Here is a 14,059-nt window from a genome sequence, read left to right on the forward strand (position 1 = left end):
ACCGCGATCCTCTGTAGGAGCGGCCTTGTGCCGCGAAAGGGCTGCGCAGCAGCCCCACAGTCTCAAGGACACCCCTGCTCCAACAACCACCGCCGCACCATCATCTGCTGCTGTGCAGGCCGATCACGCAACAACGCCTGCAGCGACAGCCCCGCCTGCACCCCACGGACCACGGGCGCCAACTCAACCCCTTGCAAGTGCCACACCCCCAACGGCTGGTCTGCCGTCACCACCACCTCGGCCTCCTCCACGAAGCCATTACGCAACACCGGCCGAAGCTCCACCGTCACAGCGCTCCAGGCGGCCTGGGCATGGATCGGCTGCGTATCCGGCCATTCGCGGCGCGCAGCCCAGAACGCGGCCGTCGCCCGCGACTGCTCCTGATCGTGGAAATCCCGGCCAATACGGGCAAAGCGCAGGAACAGCTGCTCAATCCGTTCCTGGTGAAAGCGCAGCGCCTGGGCCGCGTGCTCAGGCCGCTGCAACAAGGTGTTGATCACCACCGGCGCCTGCAAGGCCGATGACAACGACTGGAAGATCCCGTTACCCGACAGCGGGTCTACCGCCATCGCCGCATCCCCCACCCGCAGCCAATCATCGCCTGCGCAGGCGCCGGCCAGGATCGCGGTGCTGCTACGGGCATGCACCTGCGCAGGGGCGAAGGCCTGCTCGCCGAACAGTTGCTCCACCAGCGCCGAACCACGCCGACGCTCGGCACAGTATTCGGGCAAGGCCGCCTTGCCCGGCAGCTGTGCCGCCGTCGCATCCAGCGTCACCTGCCAGTAGCAGCGGCCATCGGCCAGTCGCGCCATCCAGGCCCAGCCGTCGTCCAGGCTCTCCACCGCCGAGGCCGGCGTGCCGGGCGCTGCCTGCCAGAGGTTGAGCAGGCTGACGGTCTCCGGTCCGCGCAGGCGACCTTCGCTCAACGGCGCCTGGCGACCACGGGCCTCGACCAGGAAGTTACCGTGCAAGGTGCGACCGTCGTCCAGGTGTAACCGGTACCCCTGCCCCCGCGCCACCTCGCGCACACGCCCTTCGACCAGCTCGACACCGGCGCGGCGCAGGTCGTCGCGCAGGGCCTGGTCGAAACGCTGGCGATCGAGCAGGCATTCCTGGTTCGGTTGCAGCCGCTCGCCGTTCCAGTGCACCTGACGCGTGGCCGGCGTGGTGGCCTCGGCCAGGGCGGCGCCCAGGCCTGCATGACGCAGGCCCTCCAGCACCCGCTGCGACACGCCTTCCACCGCGGCGAAGCGGCGCCAGTCGGACACCACCGTGACGGCATAGCCCATTCGCCGCAGCCCCAGCGCCGTGGCTGCGCCGGCAGGTCCGGCACCGAGTATCAGGATGCTCGATTCAGACATTGATCAGCCCCTTGCGCTCAGGGCCGGCAAACGCCGCGTGGGTTTTCAGCCACCGCAACAGCGCCTCCCGGGTCATGCCGGGCTCCTCGCGCAGCAGGGCCGCCACCCGGCCGCTGAATGCGGCGCAGGCCAGGCTGGCTCCTGCCCCGCCATCGCTGCCGACCGCCGCGCCGAAGTCGGCCTGGGCCGTGTCCAGCCACGACCACTGCCCGGCAGCGCAGCGGGCATCGCCGGTCACGCGGATGACCCCGGGGTAGCTGGCCGGGTACACCGGCTCGCCCCGCGCCGGACTGGAGGCGCACAGCAGCACCCCGGCGGCCACGGCCTCGGCGCAGGCCTGGCGCAACACCGGGCGGTCCTGGCGCAGGCCCAGGCTCAGGTTGACCACGCTCGCGCCGGCCTCCACCAGCCACAACAGACCAGCCGCCACCTGCAAGGCACTGGTGCTGCCCTGCCCGGCGAACACCTGGGCCAGCAGCACGGGCTGGGCGCCGGACTCGGCGCGCAGCCGCGCCAGCACGGCGCTGCCATGGCCCAGGGCGTCCGGCAGCGGGTCACCCTCGCGCAACATGCCCTCTTCGAGCCAGAAGCGACGCGCATCCAGCAGGCCGGCCGCCTGCTCCGGCGAGCAGCCGCTGTCGATCACGCCGATGCACGGTTCAGCGGCCATGGTCGGCGGGCTCCTTGCTGCGCAACTGTCCGTCCAGCAGTTCTAGGTGCAGGTCGGCATCGGCGAGGGTCGAGGCGCGGTGGCTGATGAGAATCCGCGTGCGCCCGGCGAACAGCTGGTCGATGGCGGCGATCACCTCGCGCTCGGTGGCTTCATCCACCGCCGAGGTGGCTTCGTCCAGCACCAGGATCGCCGGTTGCTGCAGCAGCGCCCGGGCGATGGCGATGCGTTGCTTCTGCCCACCGGACAGCTGCTGGCCACGCTCGCCCAGCAAGCCGTCGAGCCCCAGCGGCAGGCTCTGCACCAGGCTCTCCAGACGGGTCAGGCGCACCACCCGCTCGAGGTCGTCACGGCTGGCCTGGGGCGTGCTGTAGGCCAGGTTCTGCGCCAGGGTACCGCGAAACAGCACGATGTCCTGGCTGACCACGGCGATGCGTCGCCGCAGGGCCTGCAGGTCGAGCTCGCGCAGGTCGACGCCATCGAGCAGGATGCGCCCGCCATCGGGGTCGTAGAAGCGTTGCAGCAGGTCGATCAGCGTCGACTTGCCGACGCCGGAGGCGCCACTGATGGCGACCTTGGCCCCGGCCGGCAGACTGGCATCGACCTTGTCCAGCACCTTGCCCTGGCGCCCGTCGTGGGCGAAGCTCACCGCCTCCAGGCGCAGCTCGCCGGGCCCCTGCGGCATGGGCCTGGGATCATCCGCCTCGCGCACCGCGACCGCCTCCTGCTTGAGCTCCATCACCCGGGCCAGGCTCACGGCCATCCGCTGCACCGCCACGTACAGGCCCAGCAGGCTCTGCACCGGGCCGACGGCCATGCCCATGTAGGTGGAGAACGCGATCAGCGCACCCAGCTGCCAGGTCCCCTGGATCACCCACCAGCCGCCGACCAGGAATGCGCACGCCCGGCACCAGGAGGTCAGGGTGCCGGGCACCGCCTGGGTGAAGAACTCGGTGACCTGCACCTTGAGCAACTGCCCCATGTAGCCCTGGCCCAGCCGGTCGAGGCGTTCGGCCTCGCGCTGCTGTTGGCCGGCGGCCTGGATGAACTTCATCGCCGGCAGCGTCTCGACCAGGAACGACGACACGTCCGCCGAGCGCTCGCGCAGGCTGCGCACCTCGCGCTCGACCTTGCGCCGCATCCAGCGCAGCCACAGCACCTCGATCGGAATCAGCAGCGCCAGCAGCAGCGACAGCTGCCAGGACAGCATCAGCATCAGGGCCACGGCGCCGACCAGGCCGATCAGCGCCGACACCGCCGAGAACAGCGAGTCCACAGCAAACCGCTGGATCTCGGCGACATCGCCGTCCAGCCGCGACAGGATGTCGCCGGTGCGCCGCCGGCCGTAGAAGGTCGGCGACAGCCGTTGCAGGTGGCGGTACAGGTCATCGCGCAGGGCGAACAGGATGCGCCCGGACAGCCGTGTATGCAGGTAGCGGTTGACCCCGGCCAGCACGGTGCCGAGCAGGCCGGCGACGATCATGATTGCCGCCATGTGCCAGAGGGTCTGGTAGTCCTTGGCCAGCAACCCCTCGTCGATCAGGGTCTTGACCAGCCAGGGTTGCGCCAGGGCCAGCAGCGAGGCGCCCAGGGACAGCGCCAGCAGCACGCCGATGGCGCCACGGTGTGGACGCACGAAGCCATACAACCAGGCCAGCGCCTGACGCATCAGCGCCGGGTCGCTGGATTCGATCAGCCGGGAAAACAGTCCGCCCATGGCTCAACCACGCAACTGCTTGAGCTTGCGGTACAGCGTCGCGCGGCTGATGCCCAGGGCCTCGGCCGCGGCCGAGACATTGCCCTGATGGCGGGCCAGGGCAGCGCGGATCAGCTCCAGCTCGTTGTCGCGCAGGCTGCCGGACGGCGCGGCGCCGCTGGCCAGTTCATCGAGCAGGCAGTCGGTGAGATGGTCGAGGGTCAGCACCTGCTCGCCCTCCTCGCGCATCGCCAGGGCGGTGCGCACCACCATTTCCAACTGGCGGATGTTGCCCGGCCAGTCGAAGTTCTCCAGCAGCGCCACCAATGGTGCATCGAGGCTGACGCCCCTGGCCCCGGACTTGTCCAGCAGGCCCTGGATGAGTGTCGCCAGGTCGTCGCGCTCGCGCAGTGCCGGCAGTCGCAGGGATACGCCGTTGACCCGGTAGTAGAGGTCTTCGCGGAACTGCTGGTCGGCGACCAGGCGCTTGAGATCGCGGTGGGTGGCGCAGATCAGCGCCACATCGATGTCCTGCTCCTCGCCGGCCCCCAGCGGCGCCACCCGGCGCTCCTGCAGGACACGCAACAGGCGCGCCTGCAAGGCCAGGGGCATGTCGCCGATCTCGTCGAGGAACAGCGTGCCGCCATGGGCCTGCATCAGCCGCCCGACCATGCCGCCACGGCGCGAGCCGGTGAAGGCGCCCTCGCGGTAACCGAACAGCTCGGACTCGATCAGGCCCTCGGGAATCGCCGCGCAGTTGACCGCCACGAAGGGCTTGTCGGCCCGCGGGCCGGCCTGGTGCAGGGCACGGGCGGCGACTTCCTTGCCGGTACCGGTTTCGCCCAACAGCAGCACCGGCAAGCCATTGGCCAGGCCCTGGCGGGCCATGCGCAGAGCCCGTGCCAGGCGTGGGTCACCGCCGGCCAGGGCCTCCAGGGCCTGGGCCTTGGCCGGCTCGGCCGGCTTGGTGGTGAACGCCGGACCACTGACGCGGCCATGCCGTGGCAACTGCAAGGCGCGGAAGAAGAATTCGCCCTTGGCGGTCTGCACGCTGCTGACACCGCCCTGCCACAGGCGGGCAATGAATGCCGGCGAACGCTCGCCCAGCAGGTCGCTGCTGCGCCGCCCAAGCAGCGTCTGGCGAGACATCTGCAGCAGTTGGCAAGCATTGTCGTTGGCCGCCAGCACCTCGCCTTCCAGGCTCAGCGCCAGCAGGCCCTGCCAGGCACTGGCCAGGTACTGCGGCCGACTGTGGAAGGCCAGCACCAGGTGCTCGGGGTGATACAGCCCGAACAACCGGCTTTCGATATTGCCGGCGGCCAGCAGCAGCGTGGAGAGGTTGTCCTGGGGCTGGGCCATGACACCTTCACGGGTCACATCAAGCACGCCTATCACCTCGCCACGCGGATCGCGCAGAGGCACCGAAGTGCAGGAGAACGGGCTGAGCCGGTCCAGGTAGTGCTCGCCGCAGTTGATCAGGGTCGGCTGGCCCTCGACCACCGCCGTGCCGATGGCGTTGGTGCCGCGCAGGGCCTCGCTCCAGCAACTGCCCGGGTGCAGGTCGCGCAGGCCCTCGCGCTCGAGTGTCTGCTTCTGGCCCTCGATGGCCAGCACGTTGGCCTGGGCGTCGCCGAGGATGACGATGCCGCTCTTGCCCTGGCGCTTGACCAGGTAATCCAGTTCGGGGGTGACCGCGTCGATCAGCAGGCGGTTGTGCTCCAGCAGCGCACGCAGGTCCAGGCCATGGCGGATGCCCAGGCCTACCTGCTCGCCCTGCAGGCAGTCCAGGCCGTGGCCGAGGCTGCGGCGCCAGGAGGCGTCGATCTCGTCACGCAGCATGCCGGAGGGCAGCTCGCCTTCACTGGCCAGCTTCAGGCGGACCAGGCGGGATTGCTGCAGCGGGTCGTTGGCGTTTGTTGTTGGAAGTTGTCGCGCCATTGCGTGCTCCAGGGGTGCCCCGCTCAGGCGGGGCAATGGGCATCGGTTTTTTCGGCAGTGTGCGTCAGAATTCGTTGGCAGTCATCTAGTAAGCGCAAGCCACGCCAGCAGCCGTGGACCTTGCAATCCCCCCGCCGCACCGAGACAATGCGAGCAATTACCATTTACATCATGGATCCCGCTCTATGTCGACGCTCGACCGCTCGGCGCTGCACCAGCTGTACAGCGAGAACAACGGCTGGTTGAAAAGCTGGTTGCGCGCGCGCCTGGGCAATACCGCCGATGCGTCCGACCTGGCCCACGACACTTTCCTGCGGGTCATGACCGCCCGCAACCAGGCGCCCATCCGCGAGCCGCGCAGCTACCTCAGCGCCATCGCCCGCGCACTGCTGATCGACAAGGTTCGCCGCCGCGCCATCGAGCAGGCCTACCTGCAGGCCCTGGCCCTGCGACCCGAACCGGTCGAGGTGTCGCCGGAGATTCGCCTGTCGATCATCGAGATGCTGGTATCGGTCGATGCAATGCTCGACGAGCTCGGCCCCAGGACCCGCGACATCTTCCTCGCGGTGCAACTGGAAGGGCTGACCTATGCGGCGGTCGCCGAACGCTTCGACGTCTCGATCACCACGGTGAAAAACCACCTGATCCGGGCCATGACCCGCTGCCTGCTGGTGGTCGAGAGCTGAGGGCTGGTCAATGGATATGAAGACACTCGAAGCGGCCGCGACCTGGTACGTGCAGCTCAATGACGGTGATGCCGACACTGCACGGACCCAGGCCTGGCAGACGTGGCTGGCCGCAAGCCCGGCGCATGCCGAAGCCTGGACGCGAGTGGAGAAGCTTCAGCGACAATGGGCAATGGTGCCACGCCAGGCCGCGCTGTCGGGTTTGGGCGCGGCCCAGGCGCAGCGCCGCGAGGTGCTGAAAGTACTGGGCATGCTGCTGGCCGTCGGCGGCGGCACCTGGCTGGCCAGCGAACAGGTGCCCTACAGCGCCCTCCTCGCCCAGCAGCGCACCGGCAGCGGCGAACGGCGCTCGCTGCGCCTGGAGGATGGCTCGCAGCTGGAGCTGAACGTCGACACCGCGCTGGATGTGCGTTTCGATACGCAGGTACGGGCGATCCAACTTTATCGCGGCGAGATCCTGGTCAGCACCGCCAGCGACCCCGCCCGGCGCCCGTTCATCGTGCACACCGACAACGGCAGCGTGCGGGCGCTGGGTACGCGGTTCAGTGTGCGGCAGCTAGCGGAGCAGACACGGGTCGGTGTGTTGCAGTCGGCCGTCGAGATTCGGCCCAAGCACCATCTCGACCAGGTGCTGCGCCTGGACGCAGGGCAACAGGCCGGCTTCGACCGCGACACGTTGGCCCGCGCCCAGCCCCTGCCCGCCGACTCGACGGCCTGGGTCCAGGGCATGCTCAGCGTCAACGACTGGCGCCTGGGTGACTTCATCGACGAGCTGGGCCGCTACCGAAGCGGGGTGCTGCGTTGCGCCCCGGCCATTCGCGGCATGAGCATTTCCGGCTCGTTCCGTATCGACGACACCGATATCGCCCTGGCGAACCTGCCCAAATCCCTGCCGGTGAAGGTGCGCTACCTGAGTCGCTACTGGGTCAGCGTGGAGCCTGCCTGAGCGAAAAAAGTTTTCCGCAATCTTGCTGATTTCGATTCTCGTCCGTCCATGACACAAGCCGCGACGACAGCGACTTTCCGCCATGACACGCAAGGATCACCCAATGCCCGCTCCCCACCCCACCGCCCGCCTGCACCTGGCCATCCGCCGGTTCGCCTTCGGCCTGTCCCTCGCCAGCGTGCCCTGCGCGCTGCTCGCGCCGGCCCATGCCATGGCCAGCAGCCAGAACACCTACCATATCGCCGCCGGCCCCCTGGGCAATGCGATCACCCAGTTCGGCGTGCAGGCGGGGGTAACCATCTCGTTCGACACCGAGCAGACCCGCCACCTCAACACCGCCGGACTCGACGGCAGCTACAGCGTCGAGGAAGGCCTGCTGCGCCTGCTCGCCAGCAGCGGGCTGCAAGCCCAGCGCCAGGGCAACGGCGGCTATGTGCTGGTGCCGGCCGACAATGGCGCGGCGATGGAACTGGGGCCGTTGACCATCGACGCCAACCGCCTCGATGCCACCAGCGAGGGCACCCAGTCCTACGCCGCGCGCGCGGTGACCATCGGCAAAGGCGTGCACAGCCTCAAGGAAACGCCGCAGTCGGTCACCGTGATGACCCGCAAGATGCTCGACGACCAGAACCTCAATACCCTGGAGCAGGTGCTGGACAAGACCCCCGGCATCACCGTCTACGACTCGCCCATGGGCGGCAAGTACTTCTATTCCCGTGGCTTCAACCTCGACGGCCAGTACCAGTACGACGGCGTGCCGCTGGATGTGGGTGGCAACTACGTGCAGGCCAACAGTTTCTCCAGCGACATGGCCTTCTACGACCGCGTCGAGATCCTCAAGGGCGCCGCTGGCATGATGAAGGGCTCAGGCTCCTCCGCTGGCGGCGTCAACTTCGTGCGCAAGCGCGGCCAGGACAAGGCCCACACCGCGCTGACCCTGTCCGCCGGCACCTGGGACAACTACCGAGGCCAGGTGGACGTCGGCGGCCCGCTCAACGAGTCGGGCACCGTGCGCGGCCGCGCCGTGGCGACCCTGCAGGATCGTCAGTATTTCTACGACAACGCCAAGCGCCAGGACCAGGTGCTGTACGGCGCCCTCGACTGGGACGTGACGCCCGACACAACCCTGGGCGTGGGCCTTGCCTATGAAGACGTCGACGCCTCGCCGTGCTATACCGGCCTGCCCCGTTATGCCGACGGCAGCGATCTGAAGCTGTCGCGCTCCACCTGCCTGGGCGCCACCTGGAATGACCAGCAGAGTCAGCGCATCACCGGCTTCGCCGACCTCAAGCATCGCTTCAACGACGACTGGACGCTGAACTTCGCCTCGGTCTACACCCACAACAACCAGAACATCGAATACGGCTATTCCGAGGGCGCGGTGCCGGTCGGCGCCAGCAGCGCCGGAATGCGCCGTATTGTCGGCCGGTTCGATTACGACCAGGACGACTACGGCTTCGATAGCTACGTCGACGGCAAGTTCGAGGCGTTCGGCCTCGAGCACGAGTTGATCGTGGGCGCCAACGCCAGTCGGCAGAAGACCCACGACTACTTCGCGCTGATGCCGCTCGGCGGCACCCAGAACCCCTTCGACCCGTCAGGGGCCTTCCCCCACCCGTCCAAGGACCAATTCCTGGCCAACCCCAGCCGTGGCGGCAGCGCGCCCAGCGACTCCACCACCAGCCAGTACGGCACCTACGCCACCCTGCGCCTGAAGCTGGCCGAGCCGCTGACCCTGGTGCTCGGCACGCGGGTGAGCTGGTACCGCAACCAGAGCGACTCCTACACCCAGGCCTGGGATTACTGGGTACACAACCGCAGCCAGGAAAACGGCCAGGTCACGCCCTTCGCCGCGGTGCTCTATGACCTCAACGATGAGTGGACCGCCTACGCCAGCTACGCCGATATCTTCCAGCCGCAGAGCAACCTGGTGAATGCCCAGGGCCAGGCCCTGCAACCCAAGACCGGCGCCAACTACGAGCTGGGCATCAAGGGCGAACTGTTCGGCGGCGCGCTCAACACCGCCTTCAACCTGTTCCGCACGGTCGAAGAGCACCGCGCCGAAACCGACTACGCCGCCACCTGCATGGGCTCGGGCGACCAGTACTGCTACACCGATAGCGGCAAGGTCCGCGCCCAGGGCTTCGAGGCCGAGGTCAGCGGCTCGCCCATCGAGCGCCTGGAACTGCTGGCGGGCTACACCTACACCCAGACCAAGTACCTGAGCACCATCAACCAGACCGACCCGACCGAGCTCAACTTTACCTCCAGCTTCATCCCGCGGCACATGCTCAAGGTCTGGGGCGACTACCAGCTCGACGGCGCGCTCGAGCGCTGGACGGTCGGTGCCGGGGTTTCCAGCCAGAGCGACAACTTCCGCCGCCAGGGCAACCTGAGCATCGAGCAAGCGGGCTACACCCTGTGGAGCGGCCGCGTGCAGTACCGCCTCGACGAGCACTGGAGCCTGGCGTTGAACGGCAACAACCTGTTGGACAAGCGCTATTACGCGACCATCGGGGCTGCTGGCTGGGGCAACCACTACGGTGAGCCGCGTAACTTCATGGTGACGCTCAAGGGGAGTTTCTGATGGGGGCAGGATCGGCGCCGTAAGCGCCGGGGCTTTCAGGGTGTTCGCCGCGAAGGCTTCTGCGCCTGTGAGATCGAGCGCCGCCCGCGCGGCGCATCGCGGCACAAGGCCGCTCACACATCTCATGGTTGCCCGCCTTGGTACATGTCTTGAGACAGGTGAAGCGGCAGTGGTGGCCACGCTGAAACCGTGTCGGACCAACAAGGCGGACCAGGTAATGGCACAGGACTGACTGGCCCGAAACAGATGTGCGGCCTTGTGCCGCGATGCGCCGCGCGGGCGGCGCTCGATCTCATAGGCGCTGCAAAGGTTGCGGTGGACACCTGGGGGCCCTCACTCGGTCAACAGCCCTTGCCCCCAAAGACCTGAGAGGGCTGCCCGTAAGCACGCCAACGTTTCATCACCCGCGCTCTGCTCACGGCTTGAGGAAAGCCTCAACAGCGCTGACGAACCGCTCCGGCTGATCAACCGCCATCCATTCGGGTGAAATAAAACCTACTGTAGGTGCCGCCTAAGAAACCGAGCGCGGCCTGCGTGACGTTCGACTTTCCTGCCGCCACCAGAAATTTTTAACCGCTCGCTTCGGTGCCTCAACAGATAGCTATCAATTTTACTAGTATTTATTTTCAGGTAGCAGTGGAATGCTTATGTTCCAGACCGTAACTGCCGGACGGATCCAAATGTCTATTGATTCGAAGCGCACCTCGGGCGAAGTCTTGTCAGGCAATACTCTAAGCCGTGCACTACCAGACGTATCCGTCAGAAAAAAATTCAGATGCAGCTCGTACATCACCACTCTGATAGCCACTGAACAAAATCATTCACCCTCGAGCCTGTTCAAGTCCGCACATCCACGACGATGCATTGTCTATTCCCCCTATGGTTGGCATAAAGGTGTATTGGCGCTGCTTGGCTTTAACGGCGAGCCCTTTGATCCTTTGACGCAGCGCTATCACTTAGGTCACGGTTATCGGGCGTTCAGCCCCTCATTAAAGCGATTCAACAGCCCTGACAGCATTAGTCCTTTTGGTGCAGGCGACCTAAATCCATATATTTATTGTTTGGGGGACCCAGTAAACAACAAAGATCCAGATGGACACATTACAGTTGGGCAGTTTATTACAGACACCACCCGAACCATATGGCGCCTATTTAAGCCAACTAATCGTCAGATGATTGCATTTCATGGTAGCTCTTCGATTTATGAGAAATCGTTAGCTGCGGGAATCGACCCTAAAAATATTGGCGAAGGTATTTATGGAATCGGTTTCTACGGAACATTCGACTACAAACTGGCAACAGCTTACGCCGGCGCGAGCGCATCCCGTACCCGGTCAAAGGCGCGTGTTTTCAGGATATACACAGAGGACTTTAACAAGCTCACCAAAGGTAAGGATTTCGACTATGCCGGCGACAATAAAAATATAATAGTTTTTTTTGAAAGCTCATTTGACAAAATAAAAGTGTTACCCACAAAAGAATCAACACTATTTCGCAGAAATTCATATTATGAGCGCAACGCAGATTTAAACTCGAAATCAAGCGACATACGAGCTGACGCCTGACCTGCGCGATATATAGCAAGTTAGAAAAACTCGTCAGTTGGGCGCGACGACTGCGAGGCCAATGAGTACTGTAGAATACGGTGCACATTCCTCTATAAACCTGCCTATCTGCATTCCGTCATGAGGCTAGGCGGTCCTTTTCGAACCGCCGGGCTCTGTTTCACACCTTCTTCAACATCCCCATATGCGCATCATCCATCAATGCCTTGGCCATATCGCTCAGGTAGTGCGATGCCCAGACCAGCACCGGCTCATTGTCCATCACACCGATGAAGGACGCCCGGCGGGCGCTGTCGAGCAGCACGGAGGCCTGCTCCATGGCGTGGCTCGCGCAGTTGCCGGGTTCTACGCGGAACAGGCGCGTACCTTTGGTGGCACCTTCCAGGCAGGTGCAGGTGCCGACGGTCCAGCCGAGCTGGCCGTGGTCTGCAGGGGTTTCGTTGTCCATTTGCGAAATCCTCTCTCTTGGAAAAGCCATAACTCGTTGATTTAGCTAGACCCTGTGGGAGCGGCCTTGTGTCGTGAAAGGGGCGCGCAGCAGCCCCAGGTTCCGAGCCGCCATCAAAATCGCCGGGGCTGCTGCACAGCCCTTTCGCGACACAAGGCCGCTCCCACAGGGCTAGACGATCGCCAAGGGGGCCGTGGCAGCCCTGTCAATGCAACGTGTACGACGGCGGTCGTGCACTCATCTGGAGCTGAGCCAGTGCCGACTCCAGCAGCATGCGGGTGGCATCAAGCTCGTGCATCATCGTCAGCATCACCAGAGTGGCCGGTGATTTGGGCAGGTGGCTGAACGACTGATGGGCGACGGCCAGTGCGCACATGACGTACTCGGTGGCCTGGACGAGGGTGTCTTCAAGGAGATGAGGGGATTCAGCGGACGGGGGTGGATCTGGGACGATCTTCAACATGACTTCATACTCGACGTTCATGAATGATCAACCAGACACCCATTCACCTGCAGGAGGATGGGTGGCGGCTACGTGCGGGTCTGCAAGTCCGGGGAACATCGAGCGATAACCCGGCCGGCCCGAGGGCCAACCGCACGTAGCCACCATTGAGCACAGCCACTGGAAAACGCCAGCGACTCGAAGGTGAGTACAGTTCGATGTTCAGACGGACTTGCAGGCCCGGTCGTTGATTTGGCAACGACCCAGCGAGACTAGCCGCCAGTTCGAGGGCGCAACAGTGGGCGAAGCATGCTTCGGAAATGGACTACTCGAAATAGGGAAAATCTGATTCATCCCTGTAGGACGCACCAACAAATCATTGGCCGGGCTCCGCACTGCTTACTTTTTGAGGAAGGTTTCTACAACGCTGGCAAACCGTTCCGGTTGATCGAGCATGACGAAATGAAAACTGTCATCGATGCGGGTGAAATGGATATCAGGTGTCGAGGCATAGGCCCGACGGAACGTTGCATCGACGCTGGATGCAGGCACACCGTAAAAATCGTCGTATGCATAAACGACTTCGACCGGCGCGCTGATGCGACCGAGTTCGGGACGCAGATCAGTGATCATCAACTCATACACTGCATCCGCCACGGTCTTGCGATCAGAGCTGATCCCCGCAGAAACCACCCCTGGCCTGACCGCCTCGGTCTTGGCGAGTCGGGCGATGGATGCCTTCTGCATCGCTTCGCTCTGCTCCGGCGATGCCGACAAGAGCGAACTACGCATTGCTGCCGCCTGCGCCGTAGCGGTTTCGCTGGTGGCCGAAGGGTCAATCAGCAACGTATAGAACGGCAACGCATCGACGATCATCAAGCGCCCAACCTGATCGGGATGACGAGCCCCCAGCATCAATGCAACCTCTCCCCCCAGTGAGTGACCGATGATCACGGGTGCCTCTATATGCTGGGTGCGGATGTAGTCAGCAATTGCCTCGGCCACCGGAGCGACCACTTTCCCTTCGCTATCGGACACCGCAGGCAAACCGGCAAAGCCTGCGAGCTGCACAAGGTGAAGACGGTGGTTCTGGCGTAACCGAGCGGCAAGGTCAGCCCATACCTCGCGAGACGATGCCAGCCCCGGAATCAGGATCACATCCCTGCCCTCGCCTTCGACCTGGACCGAGATACGCTGCTGATCAGTGTGTAACGGAGACGAAGGCTGGCCGGGTGACGCCGACAGCGACGCCGACATCAACGACAAGGTAGTCCCGACTGCCGCGAGGATCGTTGCGATACGCATCAGATTCCCCTCTCCGGGCGATGTGCTGCTTGTTTCATGGCCACTCCTTTGACTGATGACAGCTAGGCACTATACGGGCTTGTCGCCACGATAAAAGGTGTTGAGGGCATTCGAGTGTGGTCCGGGTCGGTTCGGCTGACCACCCAGACCACCGGGGTCTGTTTCACACCTTCTTCAACATCCCCATATGCGCATCATCCATCAATGCCTTGGCCATATCGCTCAGGTAGTGCGATGCCCAGACCAGCACCGGTTCATTGTCCATTTGCGAAATCCTCTCTCGTGGAAAAGCCATAACTCATTGATTTAGCTCAACCCTGTAGGAGCGGCCTTGCGCCGCGAAAGGGCTGCGCAGCGGCCCCAGGTTCCGAGCCGCCATCAAAATCGCCGGGGCTGCTGCGCAGCCCTTTCGCGA

12 protein-coding genes are annotated in these 14,059 nt (G+C 64.6%); 4 read left to right on the top strand and 8 right to left on the bottom strand.

The window, feature by feature from the left end; all coding sequences use genetic code 11:
* Nucleotides 1-62: 62 nt before the first annotated feature.
* Genes NMG10_RS14160 through NMG10_RS14175 form a run of 4 tightly spaced genes read right to left on the bottom strand, consistent with a single transcriptional unit; the run spans nucleotide 63 to nucleotide 5,665 of the window.
* Nucleotides 63-1,361 carry an NAD(P)/FAD-dependent oxidoreductase gene (locus tag NMG10_RS14160; RefSeq protein WP_254464576.1) on the bottom strand — a complete coding sequence of 433 codons (1,299 nt, stop codon included), beginning with the start codon at nucleotides 1,359-1,361 and terminating at the stop codon, nucleotides 63-65.
* Entirely contained in the window at nucleotides 1,354-2,031 is a 678-nt protein-coding gene (locus tag NMG10_RS14165) for a S8 family serine peptidase (protein ID WP_203652538.1), read from the bottom strand. Before NMG10_RS14165 ends, NMG10_RS14160 begins: the two co-directional genes overlap by 8 nt.
* Nucleotides 2,021-3,748: an ABC transporter ATP-binding protein gene (locus tag NMG10_RS14170; protein ID WP_254464577.1), complete on the bottom strand. Its 1,728-nt coding sequence runs from the start codon at nucleotides 3,746-3,748 to the stop codon at nucleotides 2,021-2,023. Before NMG10_RS14170 ends, NMG10_RS14165 begins: the two co-directional genes overlap by 11 nt.
* A 3-nt stretch (nucleotides 3,749-3,751) precedes the next feature.
* Nucleotides 3,752-5,665, bottom strand: coding sequence for a sigma-54-dependent Fis family transcriptional regulator (locus tag NMG10_RS14175; RefSeq protein ID WP_254464578.1), 1,914 nt, complete (start codon nucleotides 5,663-5,665; stop codon nucleotides 3,752-3,754).
* Nucleotides 5,666-5,850: 185 nt separating this feature from the next.
* Between NMG10_RS14175 and NMG10_RS14180 the strand changes: the two genes are divergently transcribed.
* The 4 genes from NMG10_RS14180 (at nucleotide 5,851) to NMG10_RS14195 (ending at nucleotide 11,449) form a co-directional block, all read left to right on the top strand.
* Complete coding sequence (locus NMG10_RS14180) at nucleotides 5,851-6,351, top strand: sigma-70 family RNA polymerase sigma factor (RefSeq protein WP_203652536.1); 501 nt, start codon at nucleotides 5,851-5,853, stop codon at nucleotides 6,349-6,351.
* A 10-nt stretch (nucleotides 6,352-6,361) separates the two neighbouring features.
* Nucleotides 6,362-7,297: a FecR domain-containing protein gene (locus NMG10_RS14185; RefSeq protein ID WP_254464579.1), complete on the top strand. Its 936-nt coding sequence runs from the start codon at nucleotides 6,362-6,364 to the stop codon at nucleotides 7,295-7,297.
* Nucleotides 7,298-7,400: 103 nt separating this feature from the next.
* A complete protein-coding gene (locus tag NMG10_RS14190; protein ID WP_254464580.1) occupies nucleotides 7,401-9,884 on the top strand; it encodes a TonB-dependent receptor in 2,484 nt (827 codons plus the stop codon).
* A 647-nt stretch (nucleotides 9,885-10,531) separates the two neighbouring features.
* Entirely contained in the window at nucleotides 10,532-11,449 is a 918-nt protein-coding gene (locus NMG10_RS14195) for an RHS repeat-associated core domain-containing protein (protein WP_254464581.1), read from the top strand.
* A 160-nt stretch (nucleotides 11,450-11,609) separates the two neighbouring features.
* On the opposite strand, the gene NMG10_RS14200 is transcribed toward NMG10_RS14195, so the two are convergent.
* The 4 genes from NMG10_RS14200 to NMG10_RS14215 form a co-directional block, all read right to left on the bottom strand.
* Complete coding sequence (locus tag NMG10_RS14200) at nucleotides 11,610-11,897, bottom strand: DUF3077 domain-containing protein (protein WP_203652532.1); 288 nt, start codon at nucleotides 11,895-11,897, stop codon at nucleotides 11,610-11,612.
* Between the two features lie 205 nt (nucleotides 11,898-12,102).
* Nucleotides 12,103-12,360: a hypothetical protein gene (locus tag NMG10_RS14205; protein ID WP_186712545.1), complete on the bottom strand. Its 258-nt coding sequence runs from the start codon at nucleotides 12,358-12,360 to the stop codon at nucleotides 12,103-12,105.
* Nucleotides 12,361-12,738: 378 nt separating this feature from the next.
* A complete protein-coding gene (locus NMG10_RS14210) occupies nucleotides 12,739-13,644 on the bottom strand; it encodes an alpha/beta fold hydrolase (protein ID WP_232856073.1) in 906 nt (301 codons plus the stop codon).
* 163 nt (nucleotides 13,645-13,807) lie between these two features.
* A complete protein-coding gene (locus NMG10_RS14215) occupies nucleotides 13,808-13,909 on the bottom strand; it encodes a DUF3077 domain-containing protein (RefSeq protein WP_302328695.1) in 102 nt (33 codons plus the stop codon).
* Between the last annotated feature and the right edge of the window lie 150 nt (nucleotides 13,910-14,059).

The organism is Pseudomonas sp. DVZ6 (assembly GCF_024259445.1).
In the GTDB taxonomy this organism is placed as follows: domain Bacteria; phylum Pseudomonadota; class Gammaproteobacteria; order Pseudomonadales; family Pseudomonadaceae; genus Aquipseudomonas; species Aquipseudomonas peradeniyensis.

Excerpts from the sequence above, each read along its gene's own strand:
- NMG10_RS14180 (WP_203652536.1), top strand. The coding sequence starts at position 5,851 with ATGTCGACGCTCGACCGCTCGGCGCTGCACCAGCTGTACAGCGAGAAC.
- NMG10_RS14185 (WP_254464579.1), top strand. The coding sequence starts at position 6,362 with ATGGATATGAAGACACTCGAAGCGGCCGCGACCTGGTACGTGCAGCTC.
- NMG10_RS14210 (WP_232856073.1), bottom strand. The coding sequence starts at position 13,644 with ATGCGTATCGCAACGATCCTCGCGGCAGTCGGGACTACCTTGTCGTTG.
- NMG10_RS14215 (WP_302328695.1), bottom strand. The coding sequence starts at position 13,909 with ATGGACAATGAACCGGTGCTGGTCTGGGCATCGCACTACCTGAGCGAT.
- NMG10_RS14205 (WP_186712545.1), bottom strand. The coding sequence starts at position 12,360 with ATGTTGAAGATCGTCCCAGATCCACCCCCGTCCGCTGAATCCCCTCAT.
- NMG10_RS14175 (WP_254464578.1), bottom strand. The coding sequence starts at position 5,665 with ATGGCGCGACAACTTCCAACAACAAACGCCAACGACCCGCTGCAGCAA.
- NMG10_RS14165 (WP_203652538.1), bottom strand. The coding sequence starts at position 2,031 with ATGGCCGCTGAACCGTGCATCGGCGTGATCGACAGCGGCTGCTCGCCG.
- NMG10_RS14195 (WP_254464581.1), top strand. The coding sequence starts at position 10,532 with ATGTTCCAGACCGTAACTGCCGGACGGATCCAAATGTCTATTGATTCG.
- NMG10_RS14190 (WP_254464580.1), top strand. The coding sequence starts at position 7,401 with ATGCCCGCTCCCCACCCCACCGCCCGCCTGCACCTGGCCATCCGCCGG.
- NMG10_RS14170 (WP_254464577.1), bottom strand. The coding sequence starts at position 3,748 with ATGGGCGGACTGTTTTCCCGGCTGATCGAATCCAGCGACCCGGCGCTG.
- NMG10_RS14200 (WP_203652532.1), bottom strand. The coding sequence starts at position 11,897 with ATGGACAACGAAACCCCTGCAGACCACGGCCAGCTCGGCTGGACCGTC.
- NMG10_RS14160 (WP_254464576.1), bottom strand. The coding sequence starts at position 1,361 with ATGTCTGAATCGAGCATCCTGATACTCGGTGCCGGACCTGCCGGCGCA.